Annotated in this window: 19 protein-coding genes; 3 read left to right on the top strand and 16 right to left on the bottom strand. The window is 28.7% G+C overall.

Going from position 1 to position 24,080, the window contains the following annotated elements:
- Positions 1-499: 499 nt before the first annotated feature.
- The 4 genes from ACKTTQ_RS05925 to ACKTTQ_RS05940 form a co-directional block, all read right to left on the bottom strand.
- Positions 500-2,041, bottom strand: coding sequence for a glycine--tRNA ligase (locus ACKTTQ_RS05925; RefSeq protein ID WP_408048656.1), 1,542 nt, complete (start codon positions 2,039-2,041; stop codon positions 500-502).
- Positions 2,042-2,139: 98 nt separating this feature from the next.
- Positions 2,140-3,018, bottom strand: a complete 879-nt coding sequence (locus tag ACKTTQ_RS05930; protein WP_093869410.1) for a hypothetical protein — start codon at positions 3,016-3,018, stop codon at positions 2,140-2,142.
- A 20-nt stretch (positions 3,019-3,038) separates the two neighbouring features.
- Positions 3,039-3,920 (bottom strand): hypothetical protein, encoded by an 882-nt coding sequence (locus ACKTTQ_RS05935; RefSeq protein ID WP_408048657.1) that lies wholly within the window; start codon positions 3,918-3,920, stop codon positions 3,039-3,041.
- 50 nt (positions 3,921-3,970) lie between these two features.
- Positions 3,971-4,531 carry a class I SAM-dependent methyltransferase gene (locus ACKTTQ_RS05940; RefSeq protein ID WP_299132476.1) on the bottom strand — a complete coding sequence of 187 codons (561 nt, stop codon included), beginning with the start codon at positions 4,529-4,531 and terminating at the stop codon, positions 3,971-3,973.
- Between the two features lie 52 nt (positions 4,532-4,583).
- Here ACKTTQ_RS05940 and ACKTTQ_RS05945 point away from each other — a divergent pair, with 52 nt between their 5' ends.
- Together ACKTTQ_RS05945 and ACKTTQ_RS05950 are read left to right on the top strand one after the other, a co-directional pair.
- A complete protein-coding gene (locus ACKTTQ_RS05945) occupies positions 4,584-5,276 on the top strand; it encodes a ComF family protein (protein ID WP_408048658.1) in 693 nt (230 codons plus the stop codon).
- A 53-nt stretch (positions 5,277-5,329) separates the two neighbouring features.
- The gene (locus ACKTTQ_RS05950; protein ID WP_408048659.1) at positions 5,330-6,925 is read left to right on the top strand and encodes an Ig-like domain-containing protein; all 1,596 of its coding nucleotides are present in this window, start codon (positions 5,330-5,332) and stop codon (positions 6,923-6,925) included.
- Positions 6,926-6,978: 53 nt separating this feature from the next.
- Here the strand turns inward: ACKTTQ_RS05950 and ACKTTQ_RS05955 are convergent, their stop codons facing one another.
- The 5 genes from ACKTTQ_RS05955 to ACKTTQ_RS05975 all read right to left on the bottom strand — a co-directional run bounded on the left by ACKTTQ_RS05955 (position 6,979) and on the right by ACKTTQ_RS05975 (position 12,254).
- A complete protein-coding gene (locus ACKTTQ_RS05955; protein ID WP_408048660.1) occupies positions 6,979-8,673 on the bottom strand; it encodes a glutamine--tRNA ligase/YqeY domain fusion protein in 1,695 nt (564 codons plus the stop codon).
- Between the two features lie 81 nt (positions 8,674-8,754).
- Entirely contained in the window at positions 8,755-9,597 is an 843-nt protein-coding gene (locus ACKTTQ_RS05960; protein ID WP_408048661.1) for a hypothetical protein, read from the bottom strand.
- Positions 9,598-9,612: 15 nt separating this feature from the next.
- Positions 9,613-10,461: a hypothetical protein gene (locus ACKTTQ_RS05965; RefSeq protein WP_093869403.1), complete on the bottom strand. Its 849-nt coding sequence runs from the start codon at positions 10,459-10,461 to the stop codon at positions 9,613-9,615.
- Positions 10,462-10,548: 87 nt separating this feature from the next.
- Positions 10,549-11,589 (bottom strand): helix-turn-helix domain-containing protein, encoded by a 1,041-nt coding sequence (locus ACKTTQ_RS05970; RefSeq protein ID WP_093869402.1) that lies wholly within the window; start codon positions 11,587-11,589, stop codon positions 10,549-10,551.
- 101 nt (positions 11,590-11,690) lie between these two features.
- Positions 11,691-12,254 carry a YceI family protein gene (locus ACKTTQ_RS05975; protein WP_093869401.1) on the bottom strand — a complete coding sequence of 188 codons (564 nt, stop codon included), beginning with the start codon at positions 12,252-12,254 and terminating at the stop codon, positions 11,691-11,693.
- 102 nt (positions 12,255-12,356) lie between these two features.
- On the opposite strand from ACKTTQ_RS05975, the gene ACKTTQ_RS05980 reads away from it, so the two are divergent.
- Positions 12,357-13,196, top strand: coding sequence for an AraC family transcriptional regulator (locus tag ACKTTQ_RS05980; RefSeq protein ID WP_113786390.1), 840 nt, complete (start codon positions 12,357-12,359; stop codon positions 13,194-13,196).
- A 57-nt stretch (positions 13,197-13,253) separates the two neighbouring features.
- Here the strand turns inward: ACKTTQ_RS05980 and ACKTTQ_RS05985 are convergent, their stop codons facing one another.
- From ACKTTQ_RS05985 to hflX, 7 genes are all read right to left on the bottom strand, one after another.
- Positions 13,254-15,101: a M1 family metallopeptidase gene (locus tag ACKTTQ_RS05985; protein ID WP_408048662.1), complete on the bottom strand. Its 1,848-nt coding sequence runs from the start codon at positions 15,099-15,101 to the stop codon at positions 13,254-13,256.
- Positions 15,102-15,172: 71 nt separating this feature from the next.
- Positions 15,173-16,852 (bottom strand): S8 family serine peptidase, encoded by a 1,680-nt coding sequence (locus ACKTTQ_RS05990; protein ID WP_408048663.1) that lies wholly within the window; start codon positions 16,850-16,852, stop codon positions 15,173-15,175.
- Between the two features lie 10 nt (positions 16,853-16,862).
- Positions 16,863-17,708: an MBL fold metallo-hydrolase gene (locus tag ACKTTQ_RS05995; RefSeq protein ID WP_093869397.1), complete on the bottom strand. Its 846-nt coding sequence runs from the start codon at positions 17,706-17,708 to the stop codon at positions 16,863-16,865.
- Positions 17,709-17,932: 224 nt separating this feature from the next.
- Positions 17,933-20,725 carry a TonB-dependent receptor gene (locus tag ACKTTQ_RS06000; RefSeq protein WP_408048664.1) on the bottom strand — a complete coding sequence of 931 codons (2,793 nt, stop codon included), beginning with the start codon at positions 20,723-20,725 and terminating at the stop codon, positions 17,933-17,935.
- A 39-nt stretch (positions 20,726-20,764) separates the two neighbouring features.
- Positions 20,765-21,508, bottom strand: coding sequence for an energy transducer TonB (locus ACKTTQ_RS06005; protein ID WP_093869395.1), 744 nt, complete (start codon positions 21,506-21,508; stop codon positions 20,765-20,767).
- Between the two features lie 311 nt (positions 21,509-21,819).
- On the bottom strand, positions 21,820-22,551 hold the full coding sequence (locus tag ACKTTQ_RS06010) for an energy transducer TonB (RefSeq protein WP_093869394.1): 732 nt from the start codon (positions 22,549-22,551) through the stop codon (positions 21,820-21,822).
- A gap of 331 nt (positions 22,552-22,882) precedes the next feature.
- Positions 22,883-24,079 (bottom strand): GTPase HflX, encoded by a 1,197-nt coding sequence (gene hflX / locus ACKTTQ_RS06015; protein WP_093869393.1) that lies wholly within the window; start codon positions 24,077-24,079, stop codon positions 22,883-22,885.
- Position 24,080: the final 1 nt, after the last annotated feature.

A 24,080-nucleotide genomic window follows, 5' to 3' on the forward strand; every position in this document is an offset into this window, starting at 1 on the left:
ACTAACTAGCTAGCATTCATAGTTCACTTTTACTTTTCTTTTTAAATATAACTTATATCTTAATAAGTTACCTTATCACAAAGTAAAGGCTAGTTTTTAACTAGTGGCGTATACGAGTAAGCGGTAAGAATATTAAAATATAAAGTCATAACAGTAAAATGTTATGGCTTTTTTGCAATAAAACTAACTTAAAGATTAAGGATTAGAATTTTGACAAAGAAGATACAGATCTATACTATAAGTTTTATAAATTAGTTTAATAAAACTAAACTTGTTGGCCACTAGTTGCAAACTATCGGAAACTAGAGAACGAAAGAAGCTATCTGTAAATCAATTATCAGATTACTTTATTTCACTAGGTTTCATTCCTAATGACGAACTTCTTATAGTTTGTTAAATATACCGAAAGTACAATTGTTGAACTCTTTTTTCTTTAAAACCTACAAAAGAAAAACCTATCAAATTAATGATAGGCTTTTTAATATATATAGTAGAAAACTTACATTTTCATTAACCAAGAACGTACATCAACTTCTTGTTTAATTATAGCTCTAAGCTCTTCAATTTTAACACGTTTTTGTTCCATGGTGTCTCTATGACGTATGGTAACCATATTGTCTTCTAAAGTATCATGATCAACAGTAATACAAAAAGGAGTACCAGCAGCATCTTGACGTCGGTAACGACGTCCTACAGCATCTTTTTCATCATAAGCTAGATTAAAGTCCCATTTTAAATCTTCAACAATTTTACGAGCCACTTCTGGTAATCCATCTTTTTTAACTAAAGGCAAAATAGCAGCTTTTGTAGGAGCTAAAACTGCAGGTAATTTTAAAACAGTTCTTGTAGTTCCATTTTCTAATTCTTCTTCTTGTAAAGAATTTGAAAAAACAGCTAAAAACATTCTATCCAATCCAATAGAAGTTTCAACTACATATGGCACATAGTTTTTGTTTTCTTCAGGGTCAAAGTATTGTAATTTTTTACCAGAATGCTCTTCATGTGCTTTTAAATCAAAATCAGTACGTGAGTGAATACCTTCTAACTCTTTAAAACCAAAAGGGAATTTAAATTCAATATCAGCAGCAGCATCAGCATAATGAGCTAATTTTTCATGATCGTGAAAACGGTAGTTATCTTTGTTTATACCTAAAGATAAGTGCCATTTTAAACGGTTTTCTTTCCATTGTTCATACCATTCTTTTTGAGTTCCAGGTTTTACAAAAAATTGCATTTCCATTTGCTCAAATTCACGCATTCTAAATATAAACTGACGAGCTACAATTTCATTACGAAAAGCTTTACCAGTTTGTGCTATTCCAAAAGGTATTTTCATACGTCCAGTTTTTTGAACATTTAAAAAGTTAACAAAAATACCTTGTGCTGTTTCAGGGCGTAAATATAAATTCATGGCACTTTCAGCAGAAGCACCTAATTTGGTTCCAAACATTAAATTAAATTGTTTAACATCTGTCCAATTTTTACTTCCTGTTAAAGGGTCAGCAATTTCTAACTCTTCAATTAAAGTTTTTACGTCGGCTAAATCTTCATTTTCTAATGATTTACCTAACCTACTTAAAATGGTATTAATTTTTTCTTGATATCCTAAAACGCGTCCGTTAGTTGTAACGAATTCTTCTTTATTAAAAGAGTCGCCAAATCGTTTTTCAGCTTTTTTAACCTCTTTTTCAATTTTGTTTTCAATTTTAGCACAATAGTCTTCAATTAAAACATCAGCTCTATAACGCTTTTTACTGTCTTTGTTATCAATTAAAGGGTCATTAAAAGCATCTACGTGGCCGGAAGCTTTCCATGTGGTTGGGTGCATTAATATAGAGGCATCTATACCTACAATATTTTCATGCATTTGTACCATTGCTTTCCACCAATAGTCGCGAATATTTTTCTTTAATTCTACTCCATTTTGGGCGTAGTCATATACAGCACTTAATCCGTCATAAATTTCAGATGATTGAAAAATATAACCATATTCTTTAGCGTGTGATATTACCTTTTTAAATTGATCTTCTTGTTTTGCCATACTGCAAAAATATAATAAGCTTTTAAACTATTGTTAATTACATAAAAAAAAGTGAAGATTTTTTAATCTTCACTTCATTTTTTCATTTTTAAAGATTTTTATCTAAGACTTACGACTGAGTTACCAGAATATTCACCATCAACAAAAGCGCTAATAGTATACTTCCCTTTATTAATATCATCTCTATTTACCAATACAAATGATACTAAGCTAAGTTTGTCATTGTTATAGTTAACAGTAACAGAATCACTATACATAATTCTTGCTCCATTGTTTAAACGTGCTTTACCTTTAGGTGTAATTACTTTTTTGTCTTTATCAATTATTTGAATATAAACCATCTTTTTACCTGATTTTGTAACTTCATTTTCAAGTAAATCAAAATTTATTCTAAAAGCATCAGTTCTACTAGACCTTGAAGTAGAAGTTAGTTTTCCACTACTTCTTTCTTTCATAGCAATAGCTTTTAAAGGACTTATGTCAATTTTTGAGGCAACTGCTACTTTTTCTTCTAGTTTTTTATATTTTTCAGTTAATTCAGTATTAATTGTTTCTTTTTGACTAAGAATTTCGTTTGTTATAACGTTTTCTTGTGCTAATACTTCATTTGCTGTATTAAGAGAATCGATTTTAATAAATAACCTTCTGTTTTCTCTTTCAAGGCTACTTATTTTACTTCTATAGCGTCTTATTAAGTTATAGTTATCTCCTTTTAAGTTTGCTACAGAATCTCTTAAATCTTTCATTTTTTGTATTTCTACACGTAACCTTTTAGAAAGACTTTTTTTTCTGATAACCACATCAGTGTAATCTTTAATCATCTCATCTAAATTGTTTTTTAAATCAGCTTTTTCTTCTGTAAAAACATTTTGTAAATGTTTTAGATCACTAGATTTTTTGAAAGAATTTAGAGTTAAAAATAGAATTAAGATTAATAAAACGATTAAAGCGATATTTTTAATGGTTCTTGAATTCATGTTAAGGGGGATTTAAAAGTTTATTTTAGTTTAATAGTTGATTTTTTTATAAATATCTTATTTACATATATGTTTACTTTATAGATTCCTTTTTCTAATTTATCTTTATTAACTTTAATAAATGACATTACAGATAACTTTTTATTATAGTAATCAGCACTTATAAAGTCGCTAAAAATAATTCTTTTACCATTTTTTAGTTTTACTTTTCCTTTTATAGCAACTATTTCATTTTTAGGGTTAATTAATTGTATGTGAATTGGTTTAGATCCCTTGTCAATTATTTTATTTTCAAGTAAATCAAATTGTATTTTAAAACCACAAGCTTTCCACGATCTATAAGTAGTAGTCATTTTTCCACTACTTCTCTTTTTCATGGCATCAATAACTACTTTTTCAACTTCTAAAACTTCTGCTGAAGCTACTTTTTTAGTTAAAATTCTATTACTTCTAGAGAGTCTTGAATTTAAATGTTCTTTTTTTGTTAAAACACCTTTAACACTGTCATTTTCAGTGAATAGATCCTTGTTTATAGAGTTTAAAGAGTCTAATTTACCTAATAGTTTTTTATTTTCCTCTTCTAAAGTAGTAATTCTTTTTCTGTAAAACCTTAATAAACTATAATTGGATGTTTTTAAGTTTTTAATAGTATCTTTAAGTAGTACTACTTTTAGTAATTCTTTATTAAGATTTAAAGTGTAGTTGTCATTTCTGTCAATAGCGCTTTGATAGTCTTTAATAACATTATCTAGTTCTCCCTCTAACTCTTGTTTTTCAGAGTCAAAGGCGCCTTTAAGTTGCGAGAAATCTCTAGCATTTTGATATGCTAAAAAACCTATTGCAATTATTAAAAAAAGCAAAAAGGCGATTAAACCTTTGTTTTTAAAATTTTTTACAGCCATCACTAAGGGGAAATTATGATGAACAATATAACGTGTTCTGCGCTAAAATACTATTTTTTAGCACATTTGTATACAAAAGCAGGAGGAAAATTTAAAGTTTCGAAACTTAAAGTAATGTTTTTTCCAAAAACATCTTTAAGTTTTTTGTAGTAAGAAAGGCTATATTGATATTGAATAAATAATCCGTTTTTATTTAAAGCAGTATAACTTTTTTGTAAAATAGTATTAGATATTTTTTTAGGAATAATTGTTAAGGGTAAGCTAGAAATGATATAACTAGCATCATTAAATCCTAATTTTTTAAGTAGTTCGTCAATTTTTTCGGCAGATTCTTTTAATACAATTAATTGTGGGTGATTTATTTTCTTTAATTCATTATAAAAAGCATCATTTATTTCAAAACAAATTAAAGTAGTATGAGGTTGTATTTTTTGTAATATATTTTTAGTAATTGCTCCATTACCAGAACCTAGTTCAACAATAACATCTGCTTTTTCAAAATTTATTGTAGTTGTCATTCTGTTTGCTAAATATTTAGAACTTGGAACTACAGTACCAGAAGTTTTATAATTTTTTACGGCCTCTTTAAAAAACTTGAATTTTCTCCCCAAAATAAAGTGTTATAATTTTTTGTATCTTTCTCTTAAAAACTTGCCAGTAAAGATGCAATTTTTAAAAGATATATTCTATTTATTTTTTCCTAATTTATGTATAAATTGTTCAACAAACTTATTAAAAACAGAATTGTTTTTATGTACAAGTTGTAAACATAGCTTACCAATTATAAATAATAACGAGGTAACACAACAAATGTTACAAACTATTTTTTATGGTAGAGTTCCTATAAACAGCATACACTCTTTTTTATATTATAATAAAGGGGGTATTACACAAAAAATAATACATGAACTAAAATATAAAAATCAAGAAAACATTGGCGTTTTTTTTGGAAGTTGGTTTGCCTATGAATTAAAAAAGGAAAACATTTTTTCTAATGTTGATTATATAATTCCTGTGCCTTTACATATTTCAAAAGAAAAGCAAAGAGGGTATAACCAAGTTACAAAATTTGCTAAAACGTTAAGTACTGATTTAGAAATTACTTATATTCCAAACAAACTTTTACGTACATCAAAAGCTAAAACACAAACATTACATCAGCGGTTTGAGCGTTTTTCTAAAAATAATACTAAATTTCAATTGAACGACCTTGAGATTTTTAAAAATAAACATGTATTATTAGTAGATGATGTTGTTACTACTGGTGCTACACTGGAAGCATGTTGTAATGAATTGTTAAAAACAGCGCATATAAGTATTAGTATTTGTACCATTGCATATACTGAAAAAGGATAAACATTCGTTTATGTTATTTTACTACTTTTGATGTTGAATTAAAAACTTATTTTGTGAAGCAAATAATTAAAGTTTACATTCTTTTACTAGTTATTTTCATAACAAGTTGTGCCCGTAAAGGAAGGCCTGAAGGAGGCCCTAAAGATGAAGATGCACCAATAATGGTTACTGCTAATCCACCCTATGAAAGTATAGAGTTTAAGGAAGATAACATACGTATTTACTTTGATGAGTATATTGTTTTAAAAGAATTAACAAAACAATTAGTGGTTTCACCACCTTTAAAAAATCCTCCATTAATAACTCCTCAGGGTACTCCAAGTAAATATATAAATATTAAAATTTTAGATACTTTAAAAGCTAATACTACGTATACATTTAATTTTGGTAATGCAGTTCAAGATAATAATGAGAATAATAAACTAGAAAGTTTTAAATATGTTTTGTCTACTGGAAAATATATCGATTCATTAAAAATTAAAGGAAATATATCAGATGCTTTTAAGAAGAAAACAGCAAATAGTATAGGTGTTTTATTATATAAAATTGATAGTAGCTTTAACGATTCAATTATTTACAAGAGAAAACCCGACTATGTTACTAGTACCCTAGATTCTACTAATTTTAACTTTTCAAATATTAAAAAAGGGAAATATTTGTTATTGGCTTTAAAAGAACCAAATAATGATTATATTTTTAATGCTAAGACTGATAAAATTGGTTTTTTGAAAGATACAATCATGTTACCTAGAGATAGTATTATTAAAAAAGATATTAGGATTTTTAAAGAAAAACAACCTTTTAAATTTAAAAGAGGAAAAGAGCTTTTTAAAGGAAAAATTCAATTTGGTTTTAATGGTGAAAGAAAAAACCTAAAAGTATCATTACTATCAAAAGTGCCAGCTAATTTTAAGTCTTATTTTCAATATGAAAAGGAGAAAGACACGCTGTTATATTGGTATACTCCATTAAAAAAAGACTCTTTAAATTTTATTGTTAGTAATAAAGATTTTGTTGATACAATTACTGTTCGTTTAAGAAAAAAGAAAATTGATTCGCTACTAATTAATTCGAATGTAAGTGGAATTTTACATTTAAACGATACATTATTTTTAGAAGGGAATAATCCTATTGTAGCTATTGATACATCAAAAATTTCTTTTGTAGATAAAGACACTATTAATGTACCTTATCAATTAAAAAGAATGGACATTAATAAATTAGCTTTAATATTTAAGAAAAAACCTAAAATGGATTACGATTTTAGTGTTTTACCTGCTGGGTTTAAAGATATATATGAAACAAAAAATGATTCATTAAATTATCAATTTAGTACAAAAGAAGTAGAGGACTATGGTAGTATAATTTTAGATATTCAAAATAAGACTAAGAAGAACGTTATTATTCAATTGTTGATAAAGAACAAGGTTATAAAAACGCGATATATTAAAGATTCTAAAAAAATAACTTTTAACTTATTAGAGCCTAAAAAATATACTGTAAAAGCAATTATTGATGATAACAATAATAATAAATGGGATACTGGTAACTTCTTAAAAAGAATTCACCCTGAACGTATTATTTATTTTCCTAAGGAATTTAAGTTAAGAGCCAATTGGATACAGAATGAAAGTTTTGTAATAGAATAAAAAAAACACGCTTTATTTAGCGTGTTTTTTATTTTATTAAAAATGTGTAATTCTTATTTTTTATTTGTTTTTGCCCAATTATCACGTAATCCAACAATTTTATTGAACACTAAATTTTCAGGTGTAGAATCATCATCTACATTAAAATACCCTAGGCGTTGAAATTGAAAACGATCTCCAATTTTTGAAGTTTGTAAACTAGGTTCAACAAAAGCGGTTATTTTTTCTAAAGAATTTGGATTGATAAACTCCATAAAATCTTTGTCTTTGTGAGAGTCTGGTGCTTCATCAGAGAATAATCTATCATATGCTCTAACTTCAGCTTTTACAGCATGTTTTATAGAGACCCAATGCAATGTTCCTTTCACTTTACGTTTGCTCTCTTCAGTACCACTACCAGATTTTGTTAACGGATCATAGGTACAGTGAATAACTGTAATATTTCCGTTTTCATCTTTTTCACAACTAGTAGCTGTAATAAAATAAGCATTTTTTAAACGAACTTCTTTACCTAGTTTTAATCTGAAAAACTTCTTGTTAGCCTCTTCTCTAAAGTCTTCACGTTCTATATAAATTTCTCTAGAAAAAGGAACTATTCTTGTTCCTGAGTTTTCATCTTCAGGATTGTTTTCTGCAATTAGAATTTCTTCTTTATCCTCAGGGTAGTTATCAATTATTACTTTTACAGGATCTAAAACCCCCATCACTCTATTGGCAGTTTTGTTTAAATCTTCACGTATTTTAAATTCAAGTAAAGCAACATCAATAATGTTTTCACGTTTAGATACTCCAACAGTTTCAATAAAATTACGAATAGCAGCTGGCGTGTATCCTCTTCGGCGTAAGCCAGAAATAGTAGGCATACGAGGGTCATCCCATCCGTTTACAACACCTTCTTCAACTAGTTTTAATAACTTACGCTTACTCATAATAGTATAGCTTAAGTTTAAACGAGAAAACTCTCTTTGTTTAGGAGGGTTTGGGTATGCTGATTTACTATATTCATACACATTATCACGAAACCAATTATATAATTCTCTATGAGGTTTAAATTCTAAAGAACATAATGAATGTGAAACTTGTTCTATATAGTCACTTTCTCCATGTGTCCAATCGTACATAGGATAAATAACCCAATCATTTCCTGTTCTGTGATGCGCTTTCTTTAGAATACGATACATTAATGGATCTCTCATTAACATATTAGGAGAAGTCATATCAATTTTTGCACGTAAAACATGTGTGCCTTCTTCAAACTCTCCATTTTTCATTCGTTTGAATAAATCTAAATTCTCTTCAACACTTCTATTTCTATATGGGCTAGCAACTCCATGCTCTGTAGGAGTTCCTTTTTGTATACGCATTTCTTCAGAAGATTGAGAATCTATATATGCTTTTCCATCTTTAATTAATTGAATTGCCCAATCATATAATTGTTGAAAATAGTCAGATGAGTATAATTCATTTTCCCATTGATACCCTAACCAAGTTACATCCTTTTTAATGGCATCAACATACTCTTGTTCTTCTTTTGCTGGATTTGTATCATCAAAACGAAGATTCACAGGAGCATTATATTTTTCACCTAAACCAAAGCTAATTCCAATAGCTTTTGTATGTCCAATATGTAAATATCCATTTGGTTCAGGAGGAAAACGAAAACGTAAATTTTCTTTAGGCATTCCATTAGCCAAATCTTCTTCAATTATTTGTTCAATAAAGTTTAATGATTTCTTTTCTTCTGACATTTTCTCTAAAATTGAAGTGCAAAATTACGTAAAAATGTTGAGGTGATTTATATTTCATTAAAAACCTTAATTTAATGCACTTTACCTTTTATAAGTACCATCAGGCAGAACTGTTGGAAATTTGTAAACTGGATTTGTTAATAAGGTATAAATAGTATTGTCAGTAGTTTTTACTTTTTCTTTTGTGTTTAATTTCCATTCATGTTGAATAGCATTTAATCTGTTTTTTTGCGCTCCTAAAATTGATGTCATCGCCCAATAAATGTATTCGGTAGATTGACAATCGTAAGTACATGTAGTATCGTCATAGGTATACCAAGCATTCGTAGGATAATTATTTGGAATACTATTAAATTTGCCTCCTCTAGCTATATCCATAGCATTACTTAATGATGTTCCCGAGTTCTCTCCAAAAATTGAAGGATACGCTTTAGCATAGCCAGCATGAGTTATAATATGCCAAACCTCTTCGATTGCAGCATCAAACCTTCCTGTATAGCCGTTGGTGTGCCATTCAGGAATTGTTTCGTCATTACCTAAATCTTGACCAAGCCTTCCATCTGGTTGGTTTGAAGGCATGTCATTTTGAGTTTTCCATAAAAAAAGAAACGCTTTATTTTCTTTCATTTTATCTACTACAAGTTTGTTGTCAATTATACCATCTTCATTATTATCTAAATATTGTGCCATTAAATTTGCTGCGTGTAATAGTTTTTTATCTTCAACTTTCGGAGCTGCATAAATATCGATGCCAAATACAACTACTTTTCTATTGAAACTAGCAAGTTCTGAATCATCATTTTTAATGATTTTAAAATTAGGGTCATTTCCTACCGAAATTTTGGTATTTAATGTTGAGTTTATGTTATTTCTTGAGCAAGCTATAACATTGATTAAAGCGAATATATATATGATTTTTCTCATTTTTTTAATTATTTTTTATTTTACTCTATTACCTAATATGTGTTTATAAGATGCTGATAACTTCATGGGAACATTTTTTTTAACCATAAAATTTAATGCTTTTTTTTGGTGGGAATTTAATTTGTCACCATGACCTGCAAAGTTGATTGCCCAAATTTGATGGATATATTCATTTACTGCCGTTACTTTATCATAATTACCATTTTCAGCAGCATTTTGCTCTGAAATATCATATGTTTTTGCTAAAATATCATCATCCATATACTTTCTTAAAGTACCTCCTTCGGTAAATTTAAACTCGCTGTCTGTTCTACTAAAAGCTTCAGTAATTGTATGGAATGTTTCTTCCCAAAGAGCATTAAAAATTTCAGGTCGCCAAGTGGAAGAGTTTAGTTTGGCAAACTCCCAGCCTTTACCGTTATAGTTTTTAACATATGGCCAGTTGTCTGTCTGCATACTCATTCCGTATAACCCTTTCCCTTCAACTAGGTTTGCTGCTGATATTTTATCAACCATAGTTAAAGGACCAGATATGAAAACTAGTTTTTGAGCTAACCATTTGTTTAATTCCTTTTTATCATCATCAACTAAACCGTCATTATTTTGATCTAAGAAATTACTAAATAAACGAACGCTATGCTCAAAAATATCTTTACCAGTTGTTCCTGGTGTTGTTTCGTTTGATGTTGGTTTAACTGCACTAGCTACTATGAAAAAACCATTAATATTATGTACATAATCTGCATTAGCTTTTAAATATGATTCTAACGAAGTTGAATTGCTATTAACCTGATTGTTATCTGAGCAAGAGATAAAAAAGAATAGTAGTGAAAAAGTAATAATTTTATTAACTGTGATAATCATAACTTCTAATTTTATATGTTTTTTGGTTTAACTACAAAACTATCACCAAAAGTGTATTAGAAGTATTAGTATGAGTCCGAATAACTCTTATTCGGACATTTTTACATTGTTTTGGTATTGTTTTGGGGTTATTCCTTCTAGGTTTTTAAAAGCAGAATAAAAAGTTGATTTAGAGGAGAAACCAGCTTCTTCTGCTAAACCCAAAATTGAAAGTTGTTTAGCTTTAGGTGATAAAAGAAGCTTTTTAAATTCATTCACTCTAAATTGATTTATAAAATTGTAAAAGTTTTTATTTGTGTGGGTATTAATAAGTTTTGATAATTCTTTTTCTCTAATATCTAATTTTTCAGACAATGTTTTTAATGTGAGATTAGAAGTTAAAAAAAGCTTATCCATTTCAATTTTATCATAGATTATACTAAAAGATTCTTTTGAATATGTTTTTTCTAAAGAGGCTTTGTCATTAATAAATAGAGAGAACTTAAATAAATCAGATTGAGTAAAACCATTATAGCCTATCCAGTAAATCATAATAAAGGTTAAAATGGTTGATAAAAAAGCAAAGTATTGGGTAAGTTTTATACTTTTTAACTCGATAATATCTTCTGAAACCCAAAGAACATGAAAGGTGAAAAATATGTATACTATTGCTTTAAGCCATACAAATGTTTTATTTTCTATGTTAGAGTAAAAATCACCAATTCTATTTTGATTTTTCTTAAGAATTATTGTAATATTAATTAAGAGCAGAATATTAAATAAATATTCAAAATATTTTGTGACTATATTTTCTACAGGAACAAAGTTTAAAATAAACCCGGGTATGAATAATAAATAGCAATAAGCTTTAATCTTCTCATTTAAGGTTTGTATGGTATATAACAGTAAAAAAGGGATTGTAAATAATGATGATTGAATGTTATTGTAATTTTCAAGTTCATTAACTGATTGACTAAAAGAACCAAATATTTCAATAGTTAATGACCAGAGAAATAAACCTAAAAAAATATTGGCTTTTTTATTGTTTGATTTTGAAGTTATAAAAAGTAAACCAAGCATAAAAGCTGTAGATATTGAAAGAATATCTAAAATACTGTAGAATGAAAAGTCTATTGTTATTTGATTCATATGTATAAAAATACATTCAAATAATTAAAAAAGTCAAAAACTTATGCAAGTTTTTGACTTTAAAAAACATCACTCTTTAATAAAGAGGGATAAGGGAGTTTTTATTGCTGGTTCATTTCTATATTAATAGTAACAGTAACATCTTTACCAATTGGAGACATTCCTTTACCTAAATTAAACTCTTCTCTTTTAATAGTTGAGGTTAATTTTAATCCAGCTTTATTTTTTCCACTTCGTGCTTTAATAATACCATTTAATTTTCCTTTAAAAGTAATTTCTTTAGCAATTCCATTAATAGTAATGGTACCACTAGTTTCGAAGTTTCCATTATTTAAATCCTTAAAAGAACTACTATTAAATGTAATTGTAGGATTTTTTTTAACATTAAAAAAATCAGGAGATTTTAAATGGTTATCTCTACCTTCTTGATTTGTATTTATGCTGGCAGCGTTTATTGATACTTTAAAAACTGGTTTTTCAAATTTTTCATTTGTTTCAGCATCGATGTCAAAACTATTAAAATTACCAGTAACTTCAGAAATCATAAAATGAGATACTGAAAAAGTTATTGAAGAGTGTGCTTTGTCAACTTTCCATGTGTTTTGTGCGCTAACTACATTTATAGAAAATATTAGAATAAGTGTAATAAATATTTTTTTCATCATAATTACTATTAAATTTATACTTTTAGCAAAAGTAACTTGGTGCTAGTGGCACTGAGTTATGAAAAAAAGCGTTTTTCTTATTAATTTAACCCCCTTTTTTTAATGAAGCTAAACAATCAAATACCTCTTCATAATATTAAAGATGAGTTCACTATAAATATTGAACCTATTTCACATAAAAACACCTATGATTATAATGTTGTTCATAGGCATAATTATTATGAAATTATGTTTTTTGTTAAAGGAGGAGGCTACCAATTAATTGATTTTGATAAAGTTCCAATAGTAGATAATAGTTGTTATTTAATTAAACCAAGGCAAGTACATTTAGTAAAAAGAGAAGAGGAGGCTGATGGTTTTTTAATTCAGTTTTTTAATACCTCTATTTTTTCAGAAGAAGTTAGTTCATTATTAACACTTCAATACCATTCAGATATTAAAGTGATCTTTGAAAACGATAAGTTATTAATAAATAAAGGTATTTCCTTTTTAAATCTTATAAGGAATATTACAAAAGAAGAAAGTGTTTTTCTGAAACAAAAATCTATTCACTTATTATCTACGTTACTTTATGAATTAGAAGAATGCACAATTAAAAAAGGAAAGTTTAAAAATACAAATGATCGTTCTTTAATTAAGTTTACTGAATTGGTAAATCTAAATTTGAATACCAAAACGGTTAATGAATATGCTGAGAAATTAAATATTACGTCTAAAAAATTAACTGATATTGTGAAAAATAAATATGGTATTACACCTTTAAAGTTTATTCATAATGCAGTTCTTTTAGAAATAAAAAGAGATTTAATGTTTAAAGACACTAACCTTAAAGAGATTTCTTATAATTATAATTTTGATAGTCCTTCAAATTTTAGCTTGTTTGTTAAAAAGAACACAGGGTTATCTCCAACTGATCTTCAAAAGGAATTATTAAAAGAATAAAAAAGACGAAGAAATTGAATATTCTTCGCCTTTTTTATTCTTTTTTAATTTCAAAAGTTATTTAGTTTGAAATACGTTGTTTTCTTGATTTATATCAGCCATTAACTTTGATGGATCAATTTCAACTGATTTAATATTTTTTGATGTAGAAAAACTGTAAGTTGGGTGAGCAAATGTCCAGTCTTCAAGAGTTTTTGCCGAAGTTGGTTTTTTACCTCTCATCATACGTAATGGAATATTGAATGATTCTTTAGTTCCATCTGTATAAGTAACGGTAACATCAATAGGCATCGGCATTTGTCCAATACGTTCTAAAGTAATTTCTTTACCAGTAACAGATTTAATTCCATAATCTATAGTGTGAGTAGTTTGTGTCCATTCATTCAAATACCAATCTAATTGAATTCCAGATACTTTTTCGGCAGTTCTTTTAATATCATTTGGTGTTGGATGTTTAAAAGAAAAATCAGTAAAATACTTTTTTAAAGTTTTAGCCACATTTTCTTCTCCAATAATGTATTGAAGTTGTGTTAAAAAGATATTTCCTTTAGAATAGCTTCCCATGCTATAAGCCATGTTGGTATGGTATCTGTCAGCATGAGTTGATAAAGGTTCTTCTGCATTGTTGTTTACAACATAGTTATAATGCCTGTATGAACCTGATTGAGGATTTTCTCTTCCTTGTTCTAAAATTTCATTGGTAGCTTTGTTTGAAATGTGAGTTGTAAATCCTTCGTCCATCCATGGGTGCTTACTTTCATTGGTTGCTAGTAAAAATTGAAACCAAGTATGTGCTAATTCATGGGCTGTAACACCAAATAAACTACCCCATTTACGTTTACCAGTAATTAAAGTACACATAGCATATTCCATTCCGCCATCACCACCTTGAATTACTGAGTACTGTTTGTATGGATATGCTCCTATATGTTTGCTAAAGTAATTCATTAGTTCAGCAGTTTTAGGTTGTAATTTTTTCCAGTTTTCTTGATAAAAAGCGGATAAGTTTTTTTTGTATAAGAAATGTAAATCAATACCATTTTTCATAGTATACGTATCATGAATATACTCAGGGTCAGCAGCCCAAGTAAAATCGTGTACATTAGGAGCTTTAAATTTCCAAGTTAATTTTTTTCCTGAAGGAATGTTTAGTTCTTCTTTTTTGTTTTCGTAACCATGACCTACTTCTTGAGGGTTTTGAATATAACCAGTACCTCCAACAACATAATTTTTGTCAATATGAAGAGTTACATCAAAGTCACCCCATACACCATGGAATTCACGACCTAAATATGGAGGCGTATGCCATCCTTCAAAATCATATTCAGCCATTTTAGGATACCATTGTGTCATTGATAAAGCAACCCCTTCTTTGTTACCTCTTCCAGAACGACGAATTTGTTTAGGAACTTGAGCGTTAAAAACCATATCAAAAGTTACACTTTCACCTGGTTGAATAGGTTGGTTTAAGGTAACCTCTAAAATAGTACCCACAGTTTCATGTTTTACTGCAGATCCATTTTGTTTTAATGTATTAACTTTAATATACCCAATTTCAGAAGGAGACAATTTGCTAATTCTGTCGTTAACTCTTTTATCTGGATCTTTAATGTTTCTAGAACGAACATCCATTTGAGAATTTGGCTGGAATGCATTAAAGTATAAATGATAAAATACTTTGTTTAATACATCAGGAGAGTTATTGGTGTATACTAATTTTTGTATTCCTTTGTATTGATATGTTTTAACATTCATATCAATATCCATTGTGTAGTTTACACGTTGTTGCCAATATGTGCTACTGCTTGTTTTAGTTGTTTGAGGAGTTGAAATTGTTTGTTGTTTGTTGGTTGATGCGCAAGCTAACATCGATATTAATGAAACCCCTAAAAATAATTTTTTCATTCTATTTAATTATTTATAAAAAAAGAGCATTTTTTAAAATGCTCTTTTCAAATATACTTATTTTCTGGTAATTATTTTCTTCCATTTACCATTCTGTCTGCCATTCTTAAAGCATTATATGCATTAACTACACGACCTGATACAGATAAGCTTGAAAAAGGAACTAATTCTCCTTTTGGATTTGTTCTAGATTTTGAACCTGGTTTTGTAACCGTTAAGTCAATTTTAGTACCTGAGTTCATTAAAATATGTTTTACCTGACTAGCAGATAATTGCGGGTAGTATGAACGAACTAAAGCAGCTACTCCAGCCGCACAAGGAGCAGCCATTGAGGTTCCGCTTATTTTTTGATATGTATTATCTGGGAAAGTAGAGTGTATGTTATAACCTGGAGCAAAAATATCTACATTTATTTTACCATAGTTAGAAAAACTAGCTGGTAAGTTTTCATCATAATTTGCTGTCATAGCCCCAATAGTTAATACATTGTCGGAAATTTCATTTACTAAATCTGGAGCATCATTAGGGAATGTTTTTTTGATGTCAATGTTTGCCCCATCATTACCAGCAGCGTTTACGATTAACACATCTTTTTTGGCAGCATATTTTAAAGCATCATATACCCATTCTTTATTTGGAGAAAACGCTTTACCAAAACTAGTGTTAATTACTTTAGCACCATTATCAACAGCATAACGAATACCTAAAGCAACATCTTTATCATACTCATCACCATCCGATACTGAACGTACTGCCATAATTTTAACATTATTAGCAACACCATTCATACCTTTACCATTGTTTCTAGTAGCTCCTATAATTCCAGACACATGTGAACCATGTGCTTCATCTTTTTTAGAATGACCTGTGTTTCCATCACCCGAACCTGGTTTGTCGTTAATGTCATATGCATTATCACCAACAACAGTTCTGTAGTCTGTTTTTAAATTATCTCCGTTGATTGTCTTTTTACCACTTTCTATACTTTTAATGAAGTACTCAACACCTCTTTTTAATTCGTCTTTAGCAGTTTTTAAATTAGGTAAACCAAAACCAAATACTTGTTTTGAAATCTCTACATATTGTTTTAAATTATTATCATTTAAAGCGAAAATTTCCTCTTTACTGTAGTTGTCTCTCCCAAAATGCTTTTTAAATGCTTCGTCAGCATTTTTTACACCTTGTAATAATTGTTCATATCTAGTTTTATTTTGGATTAATTTTTCTTGTGCTTTTTTAGCTTCATTAACTTTGTTTTCTTGATATGCTTTTACTTCTGCTAATGTTGCTGCATCTGCAACTGAAGGTTTCATTAAAATACGTTCATATTCTAAATGTTCTTTATATGATTTTCCTAAAAAGTTCCATCCATTAATATCATCTACATATCCATTTTTGTCATCATCAATTCCGTTACCCGCAATTTCTTTTTTATTCACCCATGCTACATCTTTTAAATCTTCATGTTTTAAATCTGTACCACTGTCAACAACACCAACAATAACTTCAATACTTTTTTTTCCTTGTAAAAATGTATACGCTTTGTCAACACTCATTCCAGGAATACTATCAGTAGCTAAATCTAAGTGTTGCCAATTGTCTTTTTGGAAATCTGTTAATGGGGCTTTTTTAGCAGGAATATTAATAACAGTATTAGCTCCTGTTGGTACAGCCATTTTGCTTACCGATGAACAACCTACTAAGGTTGTAATTGCCATTGCCGAATAAAATACTGGCTTCAAAACTCTCATAATCTTTGTCTTAATTAAAAATGTCTATAAATTTATAAGTTTCTTTTAAACGAACTCCTTTTTCTGTATGTTGTACAGTACAAAGTTCATTATGAGCATCATGCTCTAAAAACAAATAAAAATCTTTATCTGCTGCTTCGTTTAAAAACACTTGTTTTTCTTTTATTGTAAGTAATGGTCTAGTATCATAACCCATTACATAAGGAAGTGGTATATGTCCAACTGTAGGAAGTAAATCAGCCATAAAAACAATGGTTTTTCCTTGATACATTATTTTAGGAAGCATTTGTTTTTCTGTATGTCCATCAACAAAAACAACATCAAATCCTACTTGATCTTTCGTGTTTCTATGAACAAAATTTAACTGTCCGTTTTTTTCAATTGGCAATATATTTTCTTTTAAGAAGGAAGCTTTTTCTCTTGGGTTGGGCTCAGTAGCCCATTGCCAATGACGATCATTACTCCAAACTTTAGCATTTTTAAAAGCAGGCATATATCCTGTTCTGTCTTTGTTCCATTGAATAACACCACCACAATGATCAAAATGTAAGTGCGTTAAAAAAACATCCGTAATATCATCTCTATGAAATCCATATTTAGCTAATGAAGAGTCTAAAGAGAAGTCTCCAAATAGATAATAGTAACCAAAAAATTTATCTGATTGTTTGTTTCCAAGTCCAGTGTCAATAAGTGTAAGTCTATCTCCATCCTCAATAAGCATACAACGCAAACTCATATCAATCATGTTTTTGCTGTCAGCAGGATTGGTTTTTTGCCAAATGGATTTAGGAACAACACCAAACATGGCTCCACCATCTAGTTTAAAATTTCCTGTTTCTATAGGATATATTCGCATAACTACAAAGATGCAGAATTTTAACTATATTTTTTGTTAATAAAAACAAAAAAAACTTAGTTGCATTTAATGTTTTGAATTAGAAAGAGAAGTAGTTGTAAATATGTTTTAATTTTGATTATTCTCTTTTTATGAATTCGTAAAATGAAAAAAGGTAGCAATATTAAATTGCTACCTTTAGTATATTTATATGTAACTTTTAAAAGTTGTTACAATATTGAGATTTAATTATTGATTGTCCAAGAAATGTAATATAATTTACCAATTCTCCCAGATCCTGGTGCAACTAAATATTCTTTTCCAAAGATATTAGTACCACCAATTTTAAATTTAGATTTTAACGAAGGAATTCTATAGTTTAATTGAGCGTCAAGAACAGTTCTAGCTTCTACATCTCCTTTAGCAAAAGGTGAAACCCATTTATGACTATCTAACCATCTACCGTTAATGTTAAATCCAAAGTTTTTGAAAAGTTTATCATTACCTAACTGAACTTTTACTGTATGTTTTGGAGTATTGAAATTAGGTTCAAATGAACCAAAATCAGCATCTTCGAAAGAGTAATCAATAAAGTTATAGTTTACTCCGAAGTCATAATTTCTAAAGAACTTAGTATGCATTCCTAATCCGAAACCGTATGATTTTACTTGTGATTTACTATTTGTAATTAAGTAAAACTCACGAACGTGTCCTTGGTTTAAAGCTAAATTAGCATCAGCATCTAATTGACCAGTTGCAATCACTGTTCCATAGTTTGGAACAACTACATCTTGAAAAAACACAAAATCATCATGTTGACTATAGAAACCATTAACATCAATATCTAAATTAGTGTTGTTATTTAAACGTAGTATGCTTCTATATCCAAGTTCAAAAGTTTTAACAACTTCAGCTTGAATTTCTTTATAATCAGATTTAATTAAGCTTCCGTTCGCATTTATAAAGTTTGTGTCATAAACAGATCTTGTTAATAAAGCATTGTTTATAATATCACTACCAGTTGTTTCAGTAATAACAGTACCAAAACCAGGGAAGAAATTCTCATTTCTATATTGAATTCTTCTTAAGTTGTCAGCAGTAGAACCAACATTAGTTTTAACACCTGTGTTTAAAAATAAATATTGTTCTTGTATCGTAGGATTACGGAAACCAGTTTGAAATGATGCTCTTAAGATATGATCTTTATCTTGACCTAAAGAGTAATTCACTGCAAAACGAGGAGAAACATTTCCTTTAAAATTTTCTGATTTATCATAACGAAGAGAAGCAGTTAATTTTAACCTTTCATCCATTAATTTCTTTTGAACTTGGGTGTATACACCATATTCTTGAACGCTTATTGCTTCATCTTTATCATTAAAGATAGTACCTTTTGATTCTGGATTATATTCTCTAAATGATCCACCAACTTGAACATCAGCCCAATCGTTTAATAAACTTCTAAAGTTATAGTTACCTTCTAAATGTTGATAAGAACTTTTGTCATATATAGCACTACCACCTTCTTCAGTTATTAAAGTAGTTGTTATTTTATTAAAAGCACTATTAAAAGCAGTCGTGCCAGGCTGTAATCTGTTTCTGTCAGCATAATTTCTTGAAGCTTCAACAGTTTGATTATTAAGGTATCTTTGAATGAAATAATCATTGATATATGATCCAAATGGAGTAGATGCTTCAGTAAGGTATATACCTGTTCTAGTTAAATCATAACTATTTCCTGCATCATTTCTTGTGTAATATCCTCTTACATAAAAATTATCTCCTTTAACTTCTAATTTTGATTGTCCTATATAGTAATTACGTTGTGCAAATCTACTAGTTCCTTGGAAAAGATTGTCTCCCATACCTAGTCTAGTTGCTAACTGAATTTCTAATGATTCATCTTTAAAAGGTCTGTAGTGTAAAGAACCTGAAAATTTTAAATTTTTAGATTTATAGCTATTTAATAAATCTTTTTCAGCATACCCAGTTCTTCTAAGAAGAAGATCTGCTGGTATCGTTGGACTTCCAGGTCTAACAGATTGTAAAAATGCATTAAAATTAGATAAACCATAAAATAATTCATCACCATAAGTATTAACTCCATCATAGTTTGGAGTTGAGTTAAGTGATCCATCAATTAATTTGTTTGTATCTACTTCTCTATTTCTAGAGTCATTAGCATGCCATTCTTCAGCTTCAAAATATGAGAAGTTAACTTTTGCTGCAAACGCTTCGCTAAACTTGTAACCCATTCTTACTGCAACATCATAAAATGTATTGTTTCCTGCAGCTTCTTGACTCATCACCCCGCTTTTAAGAAGTATGTTGATACCTGTAAAATCAAAAGGGCTTTTAGTATTTAAAAGCATAATACCATTATATGCATTTGCTCCATATAAAGCAGAAGCCGCACCAGGTAAAATTTCAACGCTTTTTATATCTAATTCAGATACACCAGATAAGTTACCCGCACTAAAATTTAATGCAGGAGCAGCTGTATCCATTCCATCTACTAATTGAACAAAACGAGAGTTGCTAAAATCAGCAAAACCTCTTGTGTTAATAGATTTAAAACCGTAACTACCTTCTCTTGAGCTAATTCCTTTTAAGTTTGTTAAACCATCATAAAAAGAATTTGAAGTGTTCTTTCTTATATCATTAAGACCAAATCTTTCAATAGTTACTGGTGATTCTATAATTCTTTCCGGAACTCTAGAAGCAGAAATAACTACTTGATCTAATAATAAATTTTCTTTAAGAATTACGTTTACCTCTTGATCTAATGAAGTAATTTCTATTGTTTCAGTTCTGTAGCCAAAAGAAGAAACAATTATCGTTTGAGGTAATTTGTTACTAATAGTAATAGAAAACTCTCCATCTTCATTAGATAATGCATAGTTTTTACCATTTGTAATTTTAGCATTGTAAAACGGCTCTAAATACTCATCGTAAACGACTCCATTAATTTTTACTTGCGCATAGCTAACCATAACGCATAAAGTAAAAACAATCATTGCTAACTGTTTTTTAAACATTTTTTTTAATTTTAATTATAATATAAAAGTGATTGGGAATTATTCTTCTAAAGAAAAGTTAATAGGGAAGCCGTATTTAACAGATACCTTTTCTCCTTCTCTTCTTGCAGGTTTAAAACGTGAAAGTTTGGTTACAACTCTTTTAGCTTCTTCATTTAGGATTTCTCCATTTTTAGGCCCTAGAGTTTTTATATTTCTTACATATCCATTTTTGTCAATAATAAAACGAACCCAAACTTCACCTTGAATTTGATCTCTTACAGCCTCACTAGGATATCTAAAATACTTTTGAATATGTTTAATCATTTCTGTGTTAAAACAATTCATTCTATCTTCTTTTTTTGCACTATTACAAGTGTCAAAAGAAGGTATTTTATCAACAGCAGTAAATCTTGAAGCTTTCCTAACTTCTTCTTTAGATAACTTTTCTTTTAAGCTTTCGATATTGTTTTTTAAACTAACTGATTTAGTTTTTATTTTTTCATTTTGAATACTAGGAGTAGTTTCAATTTTACTAACACCAGCTGTGTTTAATGTTCCAAGACTAGAAGCTGCACGCTTTTTTATAGGTTCTCTTTTCTTTAGAAAACGTCTTCTTGCTGAAACTTTAACTGTAATTTGTCTAGTTTTTTTGTCTTTCGAATTTTTAGATGGCTTAATAGTACATTTTGTGATACTATTTAAATCTAATGATTCATCTTCTGGAGATGCGCAGACCTCTTGAGCTGTAGTACTAAAAACTGAAATCATTACTAATACTACGAGTAAAAGTGTTTTTTTCATAAAAGGGGAGTTCAAAAATTAATAACCTTAAAATTGTAATATACTTGTTAGTAGCTTGTTAGTTAGTTAGCTGTTTTTAGCGGGTGCAAATTTATGAAAAAAAATTAAATCAAGTTATTTTTTTAACTTTATTTCGCTATTTGTATAAAGTCTAAATAGGTAAGGTGTTGTTTATGTTGGTTTTACAATAGGGTGTTATAGGTTTTATTATGAGTTTTTATTCTCTTGTTCACTAATTAAACAGAAAAGAGTCTAGTTTTTTTAATTAAAAAAACTAGACTCTTTTCTGTTTAATATTATATTCAATAACTTTAATCTAGTGAATTATCAAGGTTAAAGCTTATAGGAAATGTATATGTAACATTGATATCTTTATTATTTTGTTTACCAGGAATAAATTTAGGTAATAATGAAACTACTCTAATGGCTTCTTTTTCTAAAGAGTCGCTGTCTTTAGGTCCAGTAGTAATAATATTCTTTATTGTTCCTTTGTTTGTAATTACAAAGCTTATCCAAATATCACCAGTAATTTTTTTTCTAATTGCGTCTTCTGGGTACACAATGTTTTGAACTAAGTGTTTTTGCATTTCATGATTAAAACAATCAACAATACTTAAAGAACTGTCTGAACAAGATTGGAATTGTGGTATTTGATCAACAGTGTCAAAAGATATTTTTCTACGTGAATTTTCCTCTTCTATTGCATTGTTTATTTTAGCTATTCTGCTTTTTAAGTCGTTTATTTTTAATTGGTTGTTGCTGTTTTCTGCTTTGATGTTGATATTAGCAGCGTGTAATTGGTTGGCAGTATGAACTTCTTTATTTTCAAATAGACGTCTTTTATGTCTACTTCTATTAGATACAACAATAACTTTAGATGCTTTTTTTGAACCATCTATTTTGTTAGTGCCAGTAACTATGCACTTTGTTACATTAGAAATTTCATTAATGGATTCTACATCAGATTTTGAAGTACACACTTCTTGAGAAAATGCTACTTGAAAACCGAGTAGGGCTAGTAATAATAGGGTTAGTTTTCTCATACGTTTATAATTAAATCCTATAAATTTTGCTTACTAAAAAAATAGATTTAGTGTATAGTCACTAATTCTAAAAGGGGGTATTTTAGTTTGCTAATTATTAGTTAGGAAGTTTTTTAATAATTATATGTTTGTATTTGAAAAACTAAAAAATTACTTTTTTGATGTTCTTTTTTTTGTGAAGGTGTTAAATTTATGAGCGTTTTCATTTTTAGGGGGCTTAAAATGTTAATATTATATTAAAATAATAATTTAAAGATATAGAAAAATAATTAAAAAAACTAATTTCAGGTGTTTTATGTTAATAATATGATGTTGAGTTAAAAGAAAAAAACTACTCTAAGTATAAGAAATCGTTATACGGAAAGCGTTCAATATGAATCTTTTTAACTTCATTATATGTTTTCTCTTTAAATTCTTCTAAATTACTTTTATTGAGTGCTGAAATAAAAATACTTTCTTTCTGTAAATCATTCATCCAAGTTTTTTTCCAATCCTCAAGAGTATAATGCGCTTTAGTTTTTTCTGTAATTAAATCATCATCATCTATTGTTTCATGTGTATAAGCATCAATTTTATTAAAAACCATAACAGCAGGTTTGTCTGCGCTGTCAATTTCATCTAAAATTTGATTAACAGAAGAAATATGATCTTCAAAATTTGGATGTGATATATCAACAACATGTAATAATAAATCAGCTTCTCTAACTTCGTCAAGAGTAGATTTAAACGACTCTACTAATTGCGTAGGTAACTTTCTTATAAAACCAACGGTGTCAGTCATTAAAAAAGGAATGTTTTTTATTACTACTTTTCTAACAGTTGTATCAAGTGTTGCAAATAATTTATTTTCAGCAAAAACATCGCTTTTACTGATAACATTCATTAAAGTTGATTTTCCAACGTTGGTATAACCAACTAGAGCTACACGAACCATTTTACCTCTGTTTTTTCGTTGAACGGCCATTTGTTTATCAATGGTGGTCAATTTCTTTTTTAAAAGGGTAATTTTATCTCTAATTATACGACGATCTGTTTCTATTTCAGTTTCACCAGGACCGCGCATTCCAATACCACCTTTTTGTTTGTCAAGGTGAGTCCACATTTTTGTTAGCCTAGGCAAAAGGTATTGATATTGAGCTAGTTCTACTTGAGTTTTTGCGGAGCTGGTTTGTGCCCTGTTTGCAAAGATGTCTAAAATTAAATTTGTTCTATCCAATATTTTACAATCAAGAATCTTCTCTATATTTCTTAATTGTGCAGGAGAAAGTTCATCATCAAAAATAGCAGTACCAATATTATGAGTTTCTATGTATGCTTTTACATCATCTAATTTTCCAGTACCTAAAAATGTTTTAGGATTTGGTTTTTCTAGTTTTTGAACAAAACGTTTTACTGTAACACCACCAGCAGTAGATGTTAAAAATTCTAATTCATCTAAATATTCTTCAGATTGTTTATCATTTTGCTGTTGGGTTATAATACCAATTAAAACCGCTTTTTCAGATATGGCCTTACGTGTTTCTATCATA

The sequence above is a fragment of the Tenacibaculum halocynthiae genome (genome assembly GCF_964512825.1).
In the GTDB taxonomy this organism is placed as follows: Bacteria; Bacteroidota; Bacteroidia; order Flavobacteriales; family Flavobacteriaceae; genus Polaribacter; species Polaribacter halocynthiae.

Excerpts from the sequence above, each read along its gene's own strand:
- ACKTTQ_RS05925 (WP_408048656.1), bottom strand. The coding sequence starts at position 2,041 with ATGGCAAAACAAGAAGATCAATTTAAAAAGGTAATATCACACGCTAAA.
- ACKTTQ_RS05930 (WP_093869410.1), bottom strand. The coding sequence starts at position 3,018 with ATGAATTCAAGAACCATTAAAAATATCGCTTTAATCGTTTTATTAATC.
- ACKTTQ_RS05935 (WP_408048657.1), bottom strand. The coding sequence starts at position 3,920 with ATGGCTGTAAAAAATTTTAAAAACAAAGGTTTAATCGCCTTTTTGCTT.
- ACKTTQ_RS05945 (WP_408048658.1), top strand. The coding sequence starts at position 4,584 with ATGCAATTTTTAAAAGATATATTCTATTTATTTTTTCCTAATTTATGT.
- ACKTTQ_RS05955 (WP_408048660.1), bottom strand. The coding sequence starts at position 8,673 with ATGTCAGAAGAAAAGAAATCATTAAACTTTATTGAACAAATAATTGAA.
- ACKTTQ_RS05960 (WP_408048661.1), bottom strand. The coding sequence starts at position 9,597 with ATGAGAAAAATCATATATATATTCGCTTTAATCAATGTTATAGCTTGC.
- ACKTTQ_RS05965 (WP_093869403.1), bottom strand. The coding sequence starts at position 10,461 with ATGATTATCACAGTTAATAAAATTATTACTTTTTCACTACTATTCTTT.
- ACKTTQ_RS05970 (WP_093869402.1), bottom strand. The coding sequence starts at position 11,589 with ATGAATCAAATAACAATAGACTTTTCATTCTACAGTATTTTAGATATT.
- ACKTTQ_RS05975 (WP_093869401.1), bottom strand. The coding sequence starts at position 12,254 with ATGATGAAAAAAATATTTATTACACTTATTCTAATATTTTCTATAAAT.
- ACKTTQ_RS05980 (WP_113786390.1), top strand. The coding sequence starts at position 12,357 with ATGAAGCTAAACAATCAAATACCTCTTCATAATATTAAAGATGAGTTC.
- ACKTTQ_RS05985 (WP_408048662.1), bottom strand. The coding sequence starts at position 15,101 with ATGAAAAAATTATTTTTAGGGGTTTCATTAATATCGATGTTAGCTTGC.
- ACKTTQ_RS05990 (WP_408048663.1), bottom strand. The coding sequence starts at position 16,852 with ATGAGAGTTTTGAAGCCAGTATTTTATTCGGCAATGGCAATTACAACC.
- ACKTTQ_RS05995 (WP_093869397.1), bottom strand. The coding sequence starts at position 17,708 with ATGCGAATATATCCTATAGAAACAGGAAATTTTAAACTAGATGGTGGA.
- ACKTTQ_RS06000 (WP_408048664.1), bottom strand. The coding sequence starts at position 20,725 with ATGTTTAAAAAACAGTTAGCAATGATTGTTTTTACTTTATGCGTTATG.
- ACKTTQ_RS06005 (WP_093869395.1), bottom strand. The coding sequence starts at position 21,508 with ATGAAAAAAACACTTTTACTCGTAGTATTAGTAATGATTTCAGTTTTT.
- ACKTTQ_RS06010 (WP_093869394.1), bottom strand. The coding sequence starts at position 22,551 with ATGAGAAAACTAACCCTATTATTACTAGCCCTACTCGGTTTTCAAGTA.
- hflX (WP_093869393.1), bottom strand. The coding sequence starts at position 24,079 with ATGATAGAAACACGTAAGGCCATATCTGAAAAAGCGGTTTTAATTGGT.